At 49.7% G+C, this 16,931-nt stretch carries 17 protein-coding genes; 6 read left to right on the top strand and 11 right to left on the bottom strand.

Annotated features, from left to right (window positions below; genetic code table 11):
- Nucleotides 1-150 precede the first annotated feature (150 nt).
- Both PsW74_RS26205 and PsW74_RS26200 read right to left on the bottom strand, forming a co-directional pair.
- Nucleotides 151-768 carry a hypothetical protein gene (locus tag PsW74_RS26205; RefSeq protein WP_208988172.1) on the bottom strand — a complete coding sequence of 206 codons (618 nt, stop codon included), beginning with the start codon at nucleotides 766-768 and terminating at the stop codon, nucleotides 151-153.
- A gap of 23 nt (nucleotides 769-791) precedes the next feature.
- Nucleotides 792-1,628 carry a MoxR family ATPase gene (locus tag PsW74_RS26200; protein WP_063289612.1) on the bottom strand — a complete coding sequence of 279 codons (837 nt, stop codon included), beginning with the start codon at nucleotides 1,626-1,628 and terminating at the stop codon, nucleotides 792-794.
- A 325-nt stretch (nucleotides 1,629-1,953) separates the two neighbouring features.
- Between PsW74_RS26200 and PsW74_RS26195 the strand changes: the two genes are divergently transcribed.
- From PsW74_RS26195 to PsW74_RS26185, 3 genes are read left to right on the top strand one after another with little or no spacing between them, the layout of a single operon-like run.
- Nucleotides 1,954-3,627, top strand: coding sequence for a flagellar hook-basal body complex protein (locus PsW74_RS26195; protein ID WP_063289611.1), 1,674 nt, complete (start codon nucleotides 1,954-1,956; stop codon nucleotides 3,625-3,627).
- A gap of 53 nt (nucleotides 3,628-3,680) precedes the next feature.
- Nucleotides 3,681-5,525, top strand: coding sequence for a flagellar hook-associated protein FlgK (flgK, locus tag PsW74_RS26190; protein ID WP_082830716.1), 1,845 nt, complete (start codon nucleotides 3,681-3,683; stop codon nucleotides 5,523-5,525).
- 27 nt (nucleotides 5,526-5,552) lie between these two features.
- Nucleotides 5,553-7,112 carry a hypothetical protein gene (locus tag PsW74_RS26185; protein ID WP_208988171.1) on the top strand — a complete coding sequence of 520 codons (1,560 nt, stop codon included), beginning with the start codon at nucleotides 5,553-5,555 and terminating at the stop codon, nucleotides 7,110-7,112.
- Nucleotides 7,113-7,146: 34 nt separating this feature from the next.
- On the opposite strand, the gene PsW74_RS26180 is transcribed toward PsW74_RS26185, so the two are convergent.
- Nucleotides 7,147-7,533, bottom strand: coding sequence for a flagellar biosynthesis regulator FlaF (locus PsW74_RS26180; RefSeq protein WP_082830715.1), 387 nt, complete (start codon nucleotides 7,531-7,533; stop codon nucleotides 7,147-7,149).
- Entirely contained in the window at nucleotides 7,454-7,909 is a 456-nt protein-coding gene (locus tag PsW74_RS26175; protein WP_063289608.1) for a flagellar biosynthesis repressor FlbT, read from the bottom strand. The genes PsW74_RS26180 and PsW74_RS26175 overlap by 80 nt, the downstream gene beginning before the upstream one ends.
- A gap of 447 nt (nucleotides 7,910-8,356) precedes the next feature.
- Between PsW74_RS26175 and PsW74_RS26170 the strand changes: the two genes are divergently transcribed.
- Entirely contained in the window at nucleotides 8,357-9,946 is a 1,590-nt protein-coding gene (locus tag PsW74_RS26170; RefSeq protein WP_063289607.1) for a hypothetical protein, read from the top strand.
- A 232-nt stretch (nucleotides 9,947-10,178) separates the two neighbouring features.
- On the opposite strand, the gene PsW74_RS26165 is transcribed toward PsW74_RS26170, so the two are convergent.
- From PsW74_RS26165 to PsW74_RS26150, 4 genes are all read right to left on the bottom strand, one after another.
- Nucleotides 10,179-10,643 carry a hypothetical protein gene (locus PsW74_RS26165; RefSeq protein WP_057462628.1) on the bottom strand — a complete coding sequence of 155 codons (465 nt, stop codon included), beginning with the start codon at nucleotides 10,641-10,643 and terminating at the stop codon, nucleotides 10,179-10,181.
- A gap of 192 nt (nucleotides 10,644-10,835) precedes the next feature.
- Nucleotides 10,836-11,336, bottom strand: a complete 501-nt coding sequence (locus PsW74_RS26160) for a hypothetical protein (protein WP_063289606.1) — start codon at nucleotides 11,334-11,336, stop codon at nucleotides 10,836-10,838.
- Nucleotides 11,333-11,662: a rod-binding protein gene (locus tag PsW74_RS26155; protein WP_057462626.1), complete on the bottom strand. Its 330-nt coding sequence runs from the start codon at nucleotides 11,660-11,662 to the stop codon at nucleotides 11,333-11,335. Before PsW74_RS26155 ends, PsW74_RS26160 begins: the two co-directional genes overlap by 4 nt.
- Entirely contained in the window at nucleotides 11,662-12,780 is a 1,119-nt protein-coding gene (locus PsW74_RS26150) for a flagellar basal body P-ring protein FlgI (protein WP_063289702.1), read from the bottom strand. Before PsW74_RS26150 ends, PsW74_RS26155 begins: the two co-directional genes overlap by 1 nt.
- 249 nt (nucleotides 12,781-13,029) lie before the next feature.
- On the opposite strand from PsW74_RS26150, the gene PsW74_RS26145 reads away from it, so the two are divergent.
- On the top strand, nucleotides 13,030-13,467 hold the full coding sequence (locus PsW74_RS26145) for a flagellar assembly protein FliX (protein WP_063289605.1): 438 nt from the start codon (nucleotides 13,030-13,032) through the stop codon (nucleotides 13,465-13,467).
- 158 nt (nucleotides 13,468-13,625) lie between these two features.
- On the top strand, nucleotides 13,626-14,042 hold the full coding sequence (gene dksA, locus PsW74_RS26140; protein ID WP_057462624.1) for an RNA polymerase-binding protein DksA: 417 nt from the start codon (nucleotides 13,626-13,628) through the stop codon (nucleotides 14,040-14,042).
- A 359-nt stretch (nucleotides 14,043-14,401) separates the two neighbouring features.
- On the opposite strand, the gene flgH is transcribed toward dksA, so the two are convergent.
- Genes flgH through flgG form a run of 3 tightly spaced genes read right to left on the bottom strand, consistent with a single transcriptional unit; the run spans nucleotide 14,402 to nucleotide 16,926 of the window.
- On the bottom strand, nucleotides 14,402-15,163 hold the full coding sequence (flgH, locus tag PsW74_RS26135; protein ID WP_057462623.1) for a flagellar basal body L-ring protein FlgH: 762 nt from the start codon (nucleotides 15,161-15,163) through the stop codon (nucleotides 14,402-14,404).
- Entirely contained in the window at nucleotides 15,163-16,131 is a 969-nt protein-coding gene (gene flgA / locus PsW74_RS26130; protein ID WP_063289604.1) for a flagellar basal body P-ring formation chaperone FlgA, read from the bottom strand. The genes flgH and flgA overlap by 1 nt, the downstream gene beginning before the upstream one ends.
- A 12-nt stretch (nucleotides 16,132-16,143) precedes the next feature.
- Nucleotides 16,144-16,926, bottom strand: a complete 783-nt coding sequence (flgG, locus tag PsW74_RS26125) for a flagellar basal-body rod protein FlgG (RefSeq protein WP_057462621.1) — start codon at nucleotides 16,924-16,926, stop codon at nucleotides 16,144-16,146.
- Nucleotides 16,927-16,931: the final 5 nt, after the last annotated feature.

Raw genomic sequence — 16,931 nt, 5'->3', positions numbered from 1 at the left:
ACTGAGTTCTTTTCAGTCGTGCCCATAAGATATTCAGTTGGCAGAATGGTTTAGGCAACTGTACTGGTCGCTTACGACGCGGTGTGTTGGAATATGAGGGTTGCACTGATGTAGGTGTGCTGGGCGATCCGCCAATTTAGCTGCGCTGCGTTAGTTACGGCGCTGCTCCTGCTCGACGCGAAGGGTGAGCTTTTTGAAAAGCGTGCGGATCTTCTCAAGCTCGCTGACAGGGAGATCATCTGAAATGGATGCCCAGACCGTATAGTCAGCGCTTGGGGCTGTGTAGGCGGTGAAACTCTCGACGCGGCCCATCCGCATTGTTGTTTCGGTTCGGAACGCAACCTCATTTTGCGGTGTCTTCAGATCCAGTGGTTTGAAGTGGCTTTGACGATATCCGCTTTTGAAGTTGTTTATGAGAGTTGTCGCCGTGTCTTTTTTGTGCCGGCGGAAGATGACTTTGATCTCGCCGTTCTCGGTTTCGTAAAAGCATCCGATACCGAGTTCCTTCAGATCGGGAACGAGAGCTGATCGGGAAAGTTTGCTGATATAGTCCGGGCAAAACATGCCGGTGAAGTGCGTTAGTGCGTCCACATCTTTGCGCCAGCCGTTGTGCAGTGTATGCGGCTGGTAGAGGAGGCTTTCCGAGATGGTACTGTTTGCTTGTGCGAGTAAGCTGCCTGTAAGAAGCAGGCAGCTTGCGAGAATTGCTTTTGATGCACTGGAAAGTATGTGCTGGCTCAAAAAACTAGTTTTATTGTTTTGCTTCATTTTCAAGCCAGGCAATGCAGATACTAGCGACGATTCATAAAGGCGAGGCGTTCGAACAGATGAACGTCCTGTTCGTTCTTGAGGAGTGCGCCGTGCAATGGCGGGATAACTTTCCGGCTTTCGGTTTCGCGGAGTGTTTCCGGGTCGATGTCTTCGTTCAGAAGCAGTTTAATCCAATCCAGAAGCTCAGAGGTTGATGGCTTTTTCTTCAAGCCCGGCAGATCTCTGAGGTTATAGAATGCGTTGAGTGCTTCCTTAAGCAAGCGGTCTTTGATTTCGCCGAAATGCACATTTACGATCTCTGTCATTGTTTCTGCATCTGGGAACTTGATGAAATGGAAGAAGCAGCGGCGTAAGAATGCGTCTGGAAGATCTTTCTCATTGTTTGAGGTGATGATCACAATTGGGCGTTGTTTTGCTTTGATCGTTTCACCAGTCTCATAAACAAAGAACTCCATACGATCCAGCTCTTGAAGCAGATCGTTCGGAAACTCAATGTCAGCCTTATCAATCTCATCAATCAGAAGAACCGGGCGTTCATTCATTTCAAAAGCAGTCCAAAGTTTGCCTTTGCGAATGTAATTGCGAATGTCTTTTACGCGCTCATCGCCAAGCTGGCTGTCGCGGAGACGGGAAACCGCGTCATATTCGTAAAGGCCTTGCTGAGCCTTTGTGGTTGATTTGACGTTCCACTCAAGGAAGGGGACGCCCAAGCTTTGGGCGATTTCCTGAGCTAGGACGGTTTTGCCGGTTCCAGGTTCGCCTTTTACAAGCAGGGGACGCTCAAGGGTAATAGCTGCGTTGACTGCGATCCGGAGATCTTCTGTGGCAACGTATTGGGAGGTCCCTTGAAATTTCATCGCTAAATCCTGCTTGAGTATCGTGATTTGGCGAAAACAGTAATCTCTCGTTAGACAATGGGCAATCCCTGCAGGGTTGCGCCATTGGGCTTATCTAGTGGTTTCGATCTTTGCTCGGTTTCTTTTTCCTCTCTGGGAATTATGTGCCGAGTAGGGCGAGCTATTTGCCGGGTTTAGGCAGGAATTCTTATGTTTAACAATAGGTTAAAATTTTAAATTATTGAAATGACTGAATAAATTGAATTTTTTAGTTTGGCACGTAAGTTGCATTCAGTGTTCAAAGATCTGCGTAAGCATGAGCGAATTTGAATTCTAGGTGGGCTCGATGAGTATTTATGGTGCTATCAACGCTGCAACGACCGGTTTGGACGCTCAGTCCAAGGCGTTGGAGAATATTTCCGGTAACGTGGCGAACTCTTCGACCACTGGCTATAAACGCCTTGATACAAGCTTCTCCGATCTTGTCTCCAGCACAGGTAGTCGGCAGGCTGAACAGGTTTCCGGTACTGTAATTGCGACTTCTCGTGCCACTAACTACTTGTCTGGCGATGTTACATCCGCTGACCGGAACACCTACATGGCGATTAACGGGCCAGGGTATTTTCTGGTTACCAATAGGGATGGCCTTACCCAGCAAGCACCAGAAAGCTATTATACGCGTGCTGGTGATTTTGAGCTGGATACAGAGCGTAATCTGGTTAACTCTGCTGGCTATTTCTTGCAAGGATACCCGATCAATCCGGCCACAGGTGCTGTTAGTGATCGCCCTGAACCGATTCAGGTTTCTGATGCGCCGATGCCTGCAAAGCCATCTACCCAGATCGACTATCAGGCAAACTTGCCATCTACGCCGACCACCGACAACTACGACACGACTGATGGTGCTCCAAACTCTCAATACGTAGATTTGAGTGTGTTCTCTAAACCGGATACCCAAAGCACACCGGCGTTGGTAGACGCTACACCGACAGCGTTGACTGAGACCAGTAAGCTTACTGATTCCACGCAGTTTGATCCAGGCGACACTCTCACGCTGACTGTGGGCGGTCATGCATCTGAAGTCTTCACTGTTGGGGCTGATACAACGGTGCAAAATTTGCTTGATAAGCTAAACGGTATGCACGGTGTCACCGCTGAAATTCTACCTTCTGGTGAAGTCAGTATTTCTTCATTCGAAGATATGACGGTTGTAGAAACCGGTGGTCCAACTCCAATTAATATGACACTAACGGCTCAACCTCTTGCTACGGGTGGTACTGTTGATCGCTCTGTTGTTACTGGTGATAAAGCTGATGATTTCATCAAATCATCAATCGCTGGTGGGCAAGAAACTGTCTACGATGAAAATGGTACGCCGGTTAATGTTGAGCTGCGTTGGGCTCTTAATGCAGAGAACAAATGGTCGCTCTATTACAATACAAATACCAAAGCGACAGGCGATGAAGTAGCTTGGAAGAAAGTAAGTGATATGTCGTTTGATGCGGCAGGTCGTTTAACTTCTCCAGCCTCTGGTATTGTTGATATTAATGATCTGGAAGTAAATGGTGTTGGCCTAGGTGATATTTCTTTCAAGTTCGGCCAAGACAATCTAACTCAGTATGAAGACACGATTGGCAATGCGACTAGTATCGATTTGTCTCAAGACGGCTTCCCTTCAGGTACACTGCAGGATGTTTCCATTGATGCAGAAGGCAATGTGATTGGGAAGTATTCCAACGATAAGTCCCAGAAACTCTTTAAAATTCCGATTGCGACTTTTGCTGCTGAGCAAGAGCTTCAGCGTGTTGACGGTGCTGCTTTTTCTGAGACCTCTACTTCTGGTGAGCCAGATTTCAGGAACGGAGGTACGATCCGAGCGAAAGCGCTAGAGAGCTCGAATGCTGACATTGCCAAGGAGTTCTCGAAGTTGATCATCACTCAACAGGCCTATTCGGCGAACTCGAAAGTTTTGTCGACAGCAAACCAAATGCTGGATTCAGTTCTTAATATCGTTCGATAAACTGGTGTTGGGGTAGGCTATTGCCTACCTCGTTGCCTTAGGGAGTATAGGGTATGGGTCTCGGAGCAGCTTTGAATGCGGCTATGTCGGGATTGTCGCTTACGAAGGCGCAGCTTGCGGTTACATCGAGGAATGTCGCCAATGCGAACGTTGACGGTTATACGCTTAAGACAATCGTGGGCACAGAAGTTCACAATACGTCGACGTCTTCTTCATCCGTTCTGACCAATCAAGTTCAACGGCAAGTTAATACCCAACTCCAGTCTGCTTATTGGGAAAGCCTGAGTGATACGGCTTATGCTACTCAATACAACGAATACATCACGCAGCTTGATCAGATGTTTGGGAAGGTTGGAGACCCAAGCTCTATTCCGAGTTTGATGAACAATTTCACAAATGCGCTGACGTCTTTAGCAACAGATCCCAGTTCTCAAAGTGCGCAGGAAGTGGCTGTAAATGCTGCTGAAGAGCTTTCCAGAAGCATCAATAACTCAGCCAAGCAAGTGCAGGAAATGCGCCGCGATGCCGATGCTGGAATTGCTGATGAAGTAACGCAGGTCAATTCCATTCTCAAAGAAATTGAGAGTCTGGAAGACACCATTGTTGTTGAGCGTTCTGCTGGCCGGGAAACGGCTCATTTGCACGATCAGATGGACCGGCAACTGGAAGCTTTGACTGAGAAGATGGATGTTGAAATCAAGCAGGACAACGATGGCTTGCTACGGATATCAACTAAATCTGGAACCACGTTATACAATGATCGCGCATCAGAGTTACAGTTTACTCCGCGCCCTACGCTTGGTGTCGGTGTTGAAGGTAATCCAATTGAAGTAAAGTCGCAGTCTGGCGCTGTTATGGAGCTTTCATCATTTGACCTGAAGAGCGGTAGCATGGGTGCGCTCGTGGAGTTGCGAGATAATACCCTTCCAGAGACGCAGGCGCGCCTGGATGAGCTTGCAAGTCAGATGGCGTTGTCTTTATCGCAGCAGACGTCTGAAGGAGTTGCTGCTGATGATGGTGGTCTACCAGCCGCAGCAACTGGGTTGAGTGTAGATACATCCCAACTGCAGTCATCTGGCGATACGATCGAGCTTGAGTTCGATGTTAATGGCGAAAGTCGCAAAGTTACATTTTTTGCTGTGACCGACCCAAGTTTACTGCCGCTTTCTTCGGATGTAACTGCAGACTCCAATGATATTGTGCATGGTATTGTAATTCCAGCGACTTCGACCTCGCTAGAAAGTCAGATTTCCAGTGCACTGGGTTCTGGGTTTGATGTTTCCGTTGATGCTGCTGGTGAGTTGAAAGTTCTGTCTCCGATCAGCCCGGGTACTATTGAGATTACTGGTCTTACAGCGAAAAATACGCGGACTGTTACCGCTGCTGATGGTGCCGAGATCCCGCTCTTTGTAGACACTAAGGGGGACGGCGGACCTTATACTGGGGCGCTGGAAGATGGTGGCCAGAAGACCGGCTTTGCGCAACGGATGACTGTCAATAAAGCTATTGTTGATGATCCAAGTCTTTTAGCAGGTGAGCCAGATAAGCAGAGCTCCGAGCGTGCAAACCTCCTGAAAAGCCGCCTGACTGAGACTGAATATACGTATGCGCCAAGCTCGGGGATCGGAGCAAAGAATGCACCATATGTCGGGACGATTTCTGATTTTGGCATTGAGACTGTGGTCAAGCAAAGTCAGATTGCTAGCGCGGCGACATCTGCTGCGAGCAACTCAAAAGCTGTTACCAGTATTGCAAAGAATGCCTATGAAAACAGTTATAAGGTCGATGTAGACGAAGAGCTGGTGAAGCTGACTGAATTACAGAATGCTTATGCTGCGAATGCTCGTGTCTTATCGGCTATCGACGAAATGTATGATACACTTTTTAGAATCGCATGATGCTGCTTTAGGAATTGAGTTATTCAAATGAATACAATCGGCTATTCTAAATCTCATAGCTATATGCTTGATCTCCTTATGCAGCAAAAGACACAGCTGGAGAACAAGTCTATTCAGCTGACTTCCGGGCTGAAGTCTCAAACCTATGGTGGCATCAGTTCAGATTCTCGCATGGCATTGGAGTTGCGCCGCGAGATCTCAAATATTGAGGTTTATGAAGACTCTAACGCGATTGCCAGCATTCAGCTTGACCTTATGGGCAAGTCTCTTGAGCATATGGAGAAAATGCGCTCTGAGAGTGTGAGTGCGATTGATGAGAACAACTATACGCTGACCACAGATGGCCAGACGACCAGTCAACAAGCGACTGAGATTATGCTGCATGAGACGATCTCGCAGCTGAACTCTGAAGTGAACGGGTATTATCTGTTCGGTGGTAAGGATGCGACTGAGCCACCCGTTGCCTCGCTTGATGCCATAATGGATGGGCAAGGTGGAAAGCTTGGGCTCAAGGAGCTCATGAAGCGTTATGAGAATGCTCATGTTGGTGCCTTTGAAAATGGTCGCATCGAATCCAGTGTGACAAATCCGCTTGGTGTTCCTACTCTGACACTTCAACAGGACAATGTTGAGGGATTTGGCTTTGAGATCACTTCCGTTTCAGCGTCCTCTGCTGATGTTGCAACAACGGTTACTCCTGAAGATCTGACAGATCCGCTTAATCCTGAAGGCAAAAAGGGAACCTTTGCTTTCAATGACACTCCGAGTGTTGGTGATACGATTGAAGTTGAGCTGGAACTTCCTGACGGGAGCAAATCAGTTGTTAAGCTTACAGCAACCGATGATCCTGATGCAGGGGAGGGAACCTTCCTGATTGGAACGGGTGCTAATCCTGCTCTGGAGAGCGCTGAGAATGCTCAGGCGGCTTTTGATAAGGCAATAGGCGATATTGCAAAAACTGAGCTTCGTGCGGTTGCTGATGTGCAGGCTGGTGAAGAGTTTTTTGGTAATCACGGGCGGACTGATCCAGCGCCGAAGGTACCAAAAGCGGACGGCTCTGGTTATGAGACTGCACCTGACCTGCTGGTTGACTGGTATACCGGTACAGAGAACTCTGATGATCCGCGCTCAGACAAGGTTGTTCAGATTGATGACAATGTGCGCGTGGAATATGGCGCGCGCGCGAATGAGTCAGCGTTTTCCGAGCAGTTGCAGAACCTTGCTGTGTTTGTGGCGGCAGACTTTACAGCAGAAACTCCAGATGATGCTGAGAGTGAAGCGGTCGCAAAATCCTACTATGCTTCGTTGGCAGATAAGAGCGATGACGCACTCTCTTTCGCGGGAGACCGGAATTCTGGCATCCAAAGCGTAGCCTCAGAGATGTCTGTGGTGAACACAACTGTGAAACGTACTGCTGAGAGGCAAAAGCAAGCGTCTCTGACCTATCACAACACGTTGACCGGTCTCGAGAACGTTGACAAGACTGAAGTTGGAACTGAGATAGCCGTGCTAAAGACGGATTTAGACGCCTCGTTTCAAGCAACGTCTATACTGTTAAATCTAACAATTACTGACTTCTTGAGATAACAAAAAGCCTCCGTAGTACGGAGGCTTTTTGTTATTATACGTTTGCCTTTTGGCCTCTTAATCCAGATGCCAGAGACTTGTTGATGTTGATCATTGTCTCTAATGCTTCTGGTTCCGCACCGCCCATCATTTCCATGGTTCTGTTGAACATAAACAGGGCCAGATTTGCGATGTTATTTTGAAGCTCCAGAGGCAGATCGCTATACTCTGCAGTGGCCTCAGTTACAAAAATTGTCCAGAGCGTGCGATTGAATATGAGCGTTTCATTCCGTTCTTCGCGTGAAACTGTATCCCACTCACGTTGCAGCACAGAAAGGCGCGCTGCAGCTTTCATCAGAGCTTCAGCTTCCAGAGCCCTCGGATCCGCTGAGGCCGAGGTGTTTGCGGACTGCTGATATGCCTGAGTTGCTTGTTGATACATGACTTATCAAAGTCCTTTCATATTCAATCAATTTTTTGGCGAGCTTCAGGGCGCGATAGAGCTCTTCTCGCAAAATTGCGGTGCTAATCTCGCTGATAAGGTCGCGTGTGCTTGGTGCGGCCTGCAGGATCTTTCCGATCACATCGAAATACTCTTTCTGAGTAACCGTGATATCCTGCTTTAAATACATGACCTGCACTGCAAGGTAGACCTGCTGTGCCATGGTGCTGGCGTCTTCCGGAAGAAGGATATCCTTCTCTCGGAGAATAGGTGCATCTCCCTGAATGAAAAATCGTGCACGTTGCTTATCGTTAGTGATAAGTGTCTCACCAACAATCAATTTTTCTCCGGGTTTTAATTCGACCTTCAGTGCCATGCAGCCTCCTTCAAAGCACTCTTAACTATGATGGCAACCAAAAGGTTAATCTAGTTAAATCTTACGAGTTATTCAGCGATTTATTTCTAATTTTGCTTAAGTTTAGAGCTCTTCCGAATTGAATATGTAGAGTCGCCAGTTAATGCATGGCAGCTTAAGCCATTGGGTGGGCTGTGAAAGTACAGATAGGCGGAAATATGCACAGACAATATTGCGCAACCGTCTAACTGCCGCTGTTGAGTAAGTTTTTGACTTAATTATGTAAAATTAGATTTATCCTTGAGCTGATGAGTGTGGTTGCTGCAATCCCTGATTTATTAAGTGCTTGTTAACACGTTCCCCCTTTACTCGCAGGACGGGTAATTGTACCCAATTAAAACTCAGTAATTATTTGCTGCGTTTGTGACCCAGGAAGGGTCATTCATTATCCTAGAAGGGACATTTAAAATGGCTGATATTACACTCACCGCTGCGGTTCGCTCAAACCTGAGCACGCTCCAGAGCACGGCTAACCTGATTAGCGATACTCAAGAGCGCCTCGCAACTGGTAAGAAAGTTAACTCTGCCCTCGACAATCCGAATTCCTTTTTCACAGCATCTTCTCTGAACTCTCGCGCATCTGACCTGAGCAACCTTCAGGACGATATCGGGCAGTCTGTTTCTACTCTGGAAGCCTCCGATAAAGGTATTCAGGGTATTGATAAACTGCTTGATGCAGCAAAGGGTAAGGCTAACCAGGCGCTGCAATCTAAAGATGCTGATACTCGTGCAAAGTATGCTGCTGAGTTCAACGAGCTGCGCACTCAGATCGAAGACATTGCGAAAGACTCTGGCTACAAGGGCAAGAATTTGCTCGGTGGTGACGGCAACGACTTGCTCGTTAAGTTCAACGAAGATGGTTCTTCCAAACTGAACATCGGCGCTGTGGACTATACAGACCTCGATTCTGAAAACTCTTCAATCACGCTCGGTAAAATTGGCACGACTGTAGGCGAAGTTGACGAGTCAGACGGTAAGCGTGCGTTCAACCTATCCATCTCTGCAGATGATATTCTTAGTGCTGCTGATGGTACGGGAACAGGTAATTCTTCACCTGCGCTGACTGATGGTACTGATGCACCTACTGGAACTGAGGAGATCAATTCTGCAACTGCATTTGCAAATGGTGGTACAATCACAGTTGGTGGTGAAGATGCAGTTACTATTGCTGCTGGTCTGACTACAGATCAAGCTGCTGCAGCGATTCAGGAAGAAGTTCGTAAGCAAGCTGGTAATGAAGCAGCTGAAGTTACCTATTCCGCTGGTGAGTTCCAATTCGCCAAGGTTGGTGCTGATGTCGAGCTGGACTATACTGCTGCGGGTGTCGAGACCGGCTTTGGAGTTGGTGGTAATACTATCGCTGGTGTAGGCAACACTGATGCGGGCGAAGTACTTCTGTCAGAAGTTCCTGGCTTTGGCGTTGATGATACTATTTCCATTAAAGAGAAAGACGGTGCAACCGTTGAGCTGCAAATCGGAACTGGCACTAAGTTGTCAGACCTTACAGCGCTAATTGATGGTGTTGATGGCTTAACCAGTTCATTTGACGCGGCATCTGGTAAGCTGACCATCGACAACACTACAAAAGGTGACAACGCGAAGGAATTTAGCGTTGATTATGCTGGTAGTGAAAATGGTGGTGATTTTGGCGACACATCCAAGCAAACGATTGAAGCGGATGTAGATGCAATTGCCGGACGTGGTTGGGGCTCTGATGAGTTGATCGAAGATTCCTTGGATCAGGTTCGTCAGGCTCAGCTTGATCTGCGTGCGCAGGCTTCTACCTTTGGTACGAACCTGTCTATCGTCACCAACCGTCAGGACTTCACTGCTGATCTGATCAGCACTCTGGAAGTTGGTGCTGGTAAGTTGACGCTGGCTGATTCCAACCTAGAAGGTGCGAACCTTGCGGCTCTGAACACTCAGAACTCTATTGCTACTTCTACTCTGTCTCTAGCAACTCAGGCTGGTCAGTCTGTGCTGCAGCTTATTCGATAAGCTTTGTTTCAGATTTAGAATTTGGAGAACGCACTCTTTGGGGCGCGTTTTTCTTTGTCTTTTTGGTTGTATCGTCGGTTGCGTTGATATGTGCGTTGCTTTGCGTTTTTGTGGTGGTGGGCGCGTTGTTATGTGGTGGTCACTGGACAGACAAAAAAAGAGCCATGCTGCGGGGGCGGCATAGCTCAAGATGGATAAGTCTGGTTTGCAGGGAGGATAAAGCCTGTGTGGCTTAGGCCTGCTTTGCTTGCGTTGGCTCGACCTGCTTTGCTTCGTAGATCGCAGGATCAATCTCTTTTGCCTCACCGCCCAGGCTGCGCTTTTCTTGTGCCTGAAGGACTTCATCCAGGAATGCACGAATGCGGCGAGCTGTCTTGGAGGGCAGTTCGTAGATGACGTCGCCTTCTGGCTCTTGCGTCATCGAATAGATGAGCTCATCTGACTCTTCATCATAATTGTAACCGCGCTCAATGCGGCTCTGGTCGTCCTTAGGTTTGCTAGGGATGACGCCGAGACGGGAGTCTGAGAGGTAGGACTTTTCGGTGGCGGTTGAGTTATCCTCTGACTCAGAGGATGCAGTGACGGCCCGAGCGCCGGAGAGTTCGGTTTTGACCTGTTCGGTCTCCGATTTTACCGGTGCTGCCTGTGTTGTCAGTGCCTGATGTAAGAGCGTTGGTCTTTGTGTGACTATTTCCATAATGTCCCCCACGTGTTCAATCTCGGACAACTTTATGGGGAATGTTCTTAAATAAGATTAATCTTAACGCTCGGAATTTACTAAATATTTAGAGAAATGCGACTGAAAACCGCCAAATACCCCTATTTCTCAGGGAGGCTCCGGGCGGTCTTCAGGCTATTTCGTTAATATGCACGCTTAATATCGTGCCGTTCAGAGGGTTTGGTTAACAGCGATGCCCTGAGCGGATCTCTGGGGTGAACTCATCATGCCGTTTGCGCCGTAACCTCTTGTCTTCATTTGAGAACCAACGGCTTTGGCAACGGTCTCGATGACGTTGTCTGTAACGGAACGTGCCGTAGAGACCACTTGCAGGTTGGTTTGAAGAATTGGCCGTAGATTACCGTGACGTTCGCGCATACGTTGAATGGACAGCGGAGCGAGGTTGCCAAGCGCGATGGCGTTTGCACTCGCCACACGGATGCCGGAGAGATATGACTCGATGGCTGCATGTTTTTTGGGGGCAACGGTTGGCAGCTCAGAAATCTGCCCTTCGCGTAGCAGCTCTGTTTCGGCCTCGATGATATCTACGAGGTTGTCCATTGCCGTTTCAAAATTTTCGCAGAAGACCTCGGCTTGCATCCGTGTCTGGATAGGTTCTTCTTCAAACGATACTGTACTTGGAACAGTTTCAGCGTCGTACTGGTTGGTCATACTGCGTTCTCTTGAAGTTGTAATAATTGCGAGTGAACTGAAGCTGCAATACCAATGCCGCCAGATTGAGACATTGTGTTGGCGTACTCGTTGATCAGCATGGATTTCCACGCTTCTGAGCCTTCGCCGTTGCCGTAGGTGCCGCCTTCATCAAGGCCGGTGAACATGTTTTGCAACATCTCATTGAGGAATACGGTTTCAAATTCCTTGGCCTTTTCCATCAGCGGATCTTTGGCAGCTGGTGGTTTGCCTGCCTGATTGGCGCCTGCGATCAGGTCTGCAGAGCTTGTCAGGGCAGGAGAGGGCAGTTGTGCTTGTTGGAGCATTAGAGGACCTCAATTTCTGCCTGAAGGGCACCTGCGGCTTTGATGGCCTGTAAGATGGAGATCAGGTCTCTTGGGCCGATGCCCAGAGCGTTTAATCCATCAACAAGCTGCTGCAGTGTGATTGTTTCGTTGACGAGTGCCAGCTGGCTATTGTCTTCAGTCACCTGCACGTCTGTACGAGGCACTGCAGCCGTTTGGCCCTGTGCGAATGGCAGCGGCTGAACCACCTCTGGTGATTCTGCGATGGTGACTGTGAGATTGCCCTGGGCGACTGCGACGGTGGAGACTTTTACCTGCTGACCCATGACGATGATGCCGGAGCTTTCGTCAATCACGATCTTGGCCGGTAAATCGGGCTCTACGATCAGCTGTTCGATATCGGTGATCAAATCGACAATGTTGCCATCGAACTGTTTTGGAAGTGTGAGGCGAACGGTGGATGGGTCGAGTGGTTCAGCTGTCGGTAGGCCAATCAGCTCGTTAATTGCAACAGCGATACGACGGGATGTGGTCAGGTCCGGATTGCGCAGGGCCAGACGAATGGTGCTGAGAGAAGAGAGTTTGAACTCAACCTCCCGCTCCACAAGAGCACCGTTTGGAATGCGGCCAGATGTTGGAACGCCGCGCACAACGGAAGCGGCGTCGCCTTGTGCTGCAAAGCCAGCGATTGCCACTGGACCTTGCGCAATGGCGTAGGCTTCTCCGTCTGCACCCATCAATGGTGTTACCAGCAGTGTTCCGCCCTGAAGATTCTTTGCGTCGCCTAGTGCGCTTACGGTGACGTCGATGCGGGTGCCTTGTGTTGAGAACGCTGGCAGGTTGGCGGTTACCATTACGGCGGCGGTGTTCTTTGTGTTCAGGTCTGCTTCGTTGGTGTTGACGCCAAGGCGTTCCAGCATTGCCTGCAAAGATTGCCGGGTGAATGGTGAGGCATTGAGAGAGTCACCAGTGCCCTGAAGGCCGACGACGAGACCGTAGCCAATGAGCTGGTTGTCCCGGATGCCTTCAAAGTCAGTGATGTCTTTGATCCTTGAGGCTGCGTTTCCCTGAAGGGTCGCGCCCATAAGGACGATCAGTGCCGCTGCGGCGATTCTAAGTAAGTTTGCGAAAGAGCGCATTGGTACCCGGCTGTTCAGTTCACACATGCCGGAAATATGCGAATCTTGTGCCAGTTTCAGTGCTGCGTTTGCTAATTTTTAACCTGCTGAATTTATTGGATATTTTTAGTAGAGGGTGGATAAAAGTTAAAGCACTGCAAATTTTAATGCGGCAATTGTTGCCTGCTTGGTAAAGTTTTACGTGATCAGCTCGGCAAATGCGTTCGGGTTTAAGCTTTTGTCCAATTCCATAGCTCTGAGGGTAAGGTCTTGCTTGTACGCAGCACTCCAGTTTCTGGTTTGAACTCCACGAGTAAAGTGGGCACGAAACGTCGCAAAGGTTCCGAAGGCGAGCAGGCGGGTGCGTTTGCCGTTGAGGAGGAGACCACCAGCGTTGTGCAGTCGCAGGCTGGTGTTCCAACACCGTCGCTGCAGGGAGTGGATTCTTTGCTGGCCCTTCAGCAGATGGAAGTTCAGGTCGATGACAAGCAGCGCGCTGTGCAGCATGGAAATAAACTTCTGGATCAACTAGATGCGCTGCGGATCGATTTGCTGCAAGGCAAAGTGCAGCCAGAGCGGCTTGAGCGGCTTGTTGGTAACCTGTCCATGCAGGTCAAAAGTGGTAACCCTGGTCTCGACAGAGTGGTCGAAGATATTGAATTGCGTGCAAGAATCGAGCTCGCAAAGCTGGGTCACTACGTAGAATAGCCTATCCATTTACGATAGTATCAAAGGTTTCCAACCGTATAAGTTGCTGAATACACTGAATAATTGTGTTCTTAGACAATTTCATCTTTTTAGTAGATTGTTGTTTCAGGTTCCTCTCGCTATATTCCAGCCGCCCATATAAATAGGCGGAGTTTCAGATGGCAGTTGATGTCGCAATTGATTATCGTCCAACACAGGATGAACCATTCATGAACGACCAACAGCGCGAGTACTTTCGTAGAAAGCTTCTTGCGTGGAAGGAAGATATTCTGAAAGAGAGCAAGGAGACCCTTGCTGCGCTTCAAGAAGAAAGCACTAATCACCCAGATCTGGCTGACCGTGCTTCTTCTGAAACCGATCGGTCGATTGAATTACGTGCGCGTGACCGGCAGAGAAAGTTGATTTCTAAAATTGACGCTGCTCTTGCTCGCATTGAAGACAAATCCTACGGCTACTGCGAAGAGACTGGCGAGCCAATCTCTGTTCGTCGTTTGGATGCACGACCTATCGCAACGCTTTCTATTGAAGCCCAAGAGGCTCATGAGCGGCGCGAGAAAATCTATCGGGATGACTGATCCTCAGGGAGACAGGATATCGCCTTTCAAGCTGTGGTCCTAAGTTTTTAGGCTCTAGTACTTGAAGTATGACTTTACGAGGGAAGCACGGCTTAGCTGTGCTTCCCTTGTTTTGTTTTGGCCGGACGTCGGTGTGCGGTGTTCTGGTGCACGAAAGAAAACGAGCCCGGCATGCTGGGGAGCATGTTGCCGAGCTCGCTTTATGTACCGCTCAAGCTGGGGAGCTTATTAAGCGGTTTTGGGTTCTTTGATTTCTTTTTGAGCACGCAGCGTTCATTTACAGTCACGCATCGCGCTCTAACATCTTTGTTGGAGCGAATTCTTGCTGTTTGATTGAAACCAATCAAACGGAACACGCTCTAAAACGGAAGCACGATGTCCAGCACCTGACTGCCGTATTTAGGTTGTTGGGCAACGGAGATCTGGCCGCGACCGCCGTAGCCGATGCGTGCCTCTGCGATCTTGGTGCTTTCAACAGTGTTGTCGGATGCGATGTCCTGCGGGCGAACGACGCCTGCTACGATCAACTCGCGAACTTCGTGGTTCACGCGCACTTCCTGACGGCCCTCGATGACGAGGTTGGAGTTGGGCAGTACCTGTGTCACGACAGCTGCAACGGTGGTCTTCAGGCTTTCTGTGCGGTCGATAGAGCCGGTGCCTTGAAAGTTGTCGGAGCTGTTGATTGATGCCAGAGCGTCAGCTGAAGCGCTGGCAGGAAGTGCCAGTGTGTTGATTGCGCCGCCGAGTGCCCCACCAGCTCCGGAATTCTTCGCATCACTGCGTGAGCTTTTCGAGGTGTTCTCAAAAGCTGCTTTGTCGGAAATGGTGACGTTTACCGTTACGATGTCGCCAACACGTTTTGCGCGCTGGTCCTGAAAGAAAGCTCTGTTGCCGGTGCGCCAAAGAGAGTTCGCGTTGTAGCGCTCTACTTCCTTAATTGGCATTGGCATTTGTACCGGGCGATAGCCTGGCTGCGTGCGTGGGTCTTGAATCGCGGTCAGAACTGGTTCTTGGCCAACTTTGGAAAGTTTGTCGGCTGTCTCGCAGCCGACGAGTGCAAACAGGCCAATCGTGAGCGCAGCATATTGCTTGATTTTGGTTGCTGAAGATATTCTCGGCATCAGCGGTTCTCCAATACAGCTGCGACCTGCGTTTTTGCGGTGGTCACGATGGCGATGTCTCTGCCGATGACTTCAGCAAGGATCGTTTTCTTTGAAATTGGGTTCACGATCTCAATCAGGTCATTTTTGCCGCCTTCAGACTTGGCTTTGCCCTGAGTTGTAATGTTCATGCCGGGGATCTTGTAGATCACAGTCACTTTAGCGCCGCGCTTGACGAGGATCGGTGCGCTTACATCCCTTGGCGTGATGGTTGAGCCAGAGCGCATGTTGCGGCGCACTTCCATTCCAACAAGATCAGCAGCTGCAAGAAACTCACGTCCGGCATAGCGAGAGGCTGGCTTGCGCTCCTCGCGAATGTCCTTGGCTGTGATGACTGTGCCGCGTTCCAGATTGCGAGCCAGAGTGGTGATGGACACCATTTGAGAGGCGTTGCCAATGACAGAGATTGGTTTGCTCTGACCTTCCTGTACCACATTGAGGATGGCTTTGAAGCGTGCGGTGCGCGGTGACCAGTTGATGTGCCCGATGGTTAGCGGAGAAATGGAGTTGGCGTCTGCCTGCATGTTCACCGGAAGTGGTGAGTGGTAGGAGATTTCAATCTCGTCCGGTTGCACGCTTGCGCGCTCCGCAAATGCATTGCGCAGGATGTCTGAGATGAGTGTTTCATCTACCGGGATGGAAAGGCGGTGCACACTCACAGTTGTCAGGCCGTTGGTGTCGGCCTGAATAAAGCCAGCGGCCTGTGCCTGTTGTGCGATGATCAATGCAGACACGTTGCCAGTGGTGCCAAGGTCCGGGCTGCGAAAGATTGGTGTTTGGGCCAGCTCTCCCGCTTCGGTGTAGAAGTCACCAATGGTGACAACTGGTCCGGTTACATTGACCGTTGGGCGCAGGGTTGAGGCCGCAAATGCGCTGCTGCCTGTCAGGGCCAGTAGTCCTGCAATGAGTGTGGTTGCCAACTTTCTCATCAACTCAACTCCTTAGCGAAGATTCGTTGTGGTGGAGTACATCTCATCGGCTGCTTTGATGATCTTGGAGTTCATCTCGTAAGCACGCTGAGCTGAAATCAGATTGGAAAGCTCGGTCACAGCATCGACGTTAGATGATTCAAGATGGCGCTGAAGGATGTTGCCAAAGCCTGCGTTGCCCGGGTTGTCGGTCTGTGGCGGGCCGCTTGCCGGTGTTTCCAGGAAGAGGTTGTCGCCGATTGCCTCTAGGCCAGCTTTGTTTGTGAAGCGGGCGATTTCGAGCTGTCCGAGGTTCAGGACCTGATCGTTGTCGTCCATGGCCTGCACGAGGCCTTGTACGTTGATTGTCAGATCGCGGGCGTTGTCCGGAATTGTGATTCCAGGCTGAACTGTATAGCCGTCTTTGGTGACAAGCTGACCGGTCTGGGAGCGGGCGAAAGAGCCGTCACGGGTGAAACCGGTTGTGCCGTCCGGACGCTGGATCTGGAAGAAGCCTTCGCCGCGAATTGTTATGTCGTACTCGTTGCCCGTTTGGGTCACAGAGCCCGGTGACATGATGCGTGTGGTTGCTGCTGTGCGTACACCGGAGCCGATTTGCACGCCGTTTGGAACGATTGTGCCTGCATCGGATGTTTCGGTGCCCATGCGGCGCTGGTTTTCGTAGAGCAGATCCTGAAAGTCTGCGCGCTGGCGCTTGTAGCCAGTGGTGCGCATGTTGGCCACGTTGTTCGAAATAACTTCGACGTTCAGTTCCTGAGCTTTCATGCCGGTTGCGGCGATGTGAAGGGCTTTCATTGGGC

Source organism: Pseudovibrio sp. W74 (assembly GCF_001623085.1).
Taxonomy (GTDB): domain Bacteria; phylum Pseudomonadota; class Alphaproteobacteria; order Rhizobiales; family Stappiaceae; genus Pseudovibrio.
This window is presented reverse-complemented; position numbering and strand designations above follow the sequence as displayed.

Coding starts and splice junctions, on each gene's coding strand:
- PsW74_RS26205 (WP_208988172.1), bottom strand. CDS start 768: ATGAAGCAAAACAATAAAACTAGTTTTTTGAGCCAGCACATACTTTCC.
- PsW74_RS26200 (WP_063289612.1), bottom strand. CDS start 1,628: ATGAAATTTCAAGGGACCTCCCAATACGTTGCCACAGAAGATCTCCGG.
- PsW74_RS26195 (WP_063289611.1), top strand. CDS start 1,954: ATGAGTATTTATGGTGCTATCAACGCTGCAACGACCGGTTTGGACGCT.
- flgK (WP_082830716.1), top strand. CDS start 3,681: ATGGGTCTCGGAGCAGCTTTGAATGCGGCTATGTCGGGATTGTCGCTT.
- PsW74_RS26185 (WP_208988171.1), top strand. CDS start 5,553: ATGAATACAATCGGCTATTCTAAATCTCATAGCTATATGCTTGATCTC.
- PsW74_RS26180 (WP_082830715.1), bottom strand. CDS start 7,533: ATGTATCAACAAGCAACTCAGGCATATCAGCAGTCCGCAAACACCTCG.
- PsW74_RS26175 (WP_063289608.1), bottom strand. CDS start 7,909: ATGGCACTGAAGGTCGAATTAAAACCCGGAGAAAAATTGATTGTTGGT.
- PsW74_RS26170 (WP_063289607.1), top strand. CDS start 8,357: ATGGCTGATATTACACTCACCGCTGCGGTTCGCTCAAACCTGAGCACG.
- PsW74_RS26165 (WP_057462628.1), bottom strand. CDS start 10,643: ATGGAAATAGTCACACAAAGACCAACGCTCTTACATCAGGCACTGACA.
- PsW74_RS26160 (WP_063289606.1), bottom strand. CDS start 11,336: ATGACCAACCAGTACGACGCTGAAACTGTTCCAAGTACAGTATCGTTT.
- PsW74_RS26155 (WP_057462626.1), bottom strand. CDS start 11,662: ATGCTCCAACAAGCACAACTGCCCTCTCCTGCCCTGACAAGCTCTGCA.
- PsW74_RS26150 (WP_063289702.1), bottom strand. CDS start 12,780: ATGCGCTCTTTCGCAAACTTACTTAGAATCGCCGCAGCGGCACTGATC.
- dksA (WP_057462624.1), top strand. CDS start 13,626: ATGGCAGTTGATGTCGCAATTGATTATCGTCCAACACAGGATGAACCA.
- flgH (WP_057462623.1), bottom strand. CDS start 15,163: ATGCCGAGAATATCTTCAGCAACCAAAATCAAGCAATATGCTGCGCTC.
- flgA (WP_063289604.1), bottom strand. CDS start 16,131: ATGAGAAAGTTGGCAACCACACTCATTGCAGGACTACTGGCCCTGACA.
- flgG (WP_057462621.1), bottom strand. CDS start 16,926: ATGAAAGCCCTTCACATCGCCGCAACCGGCATGAAAGCTCAGGAACTG.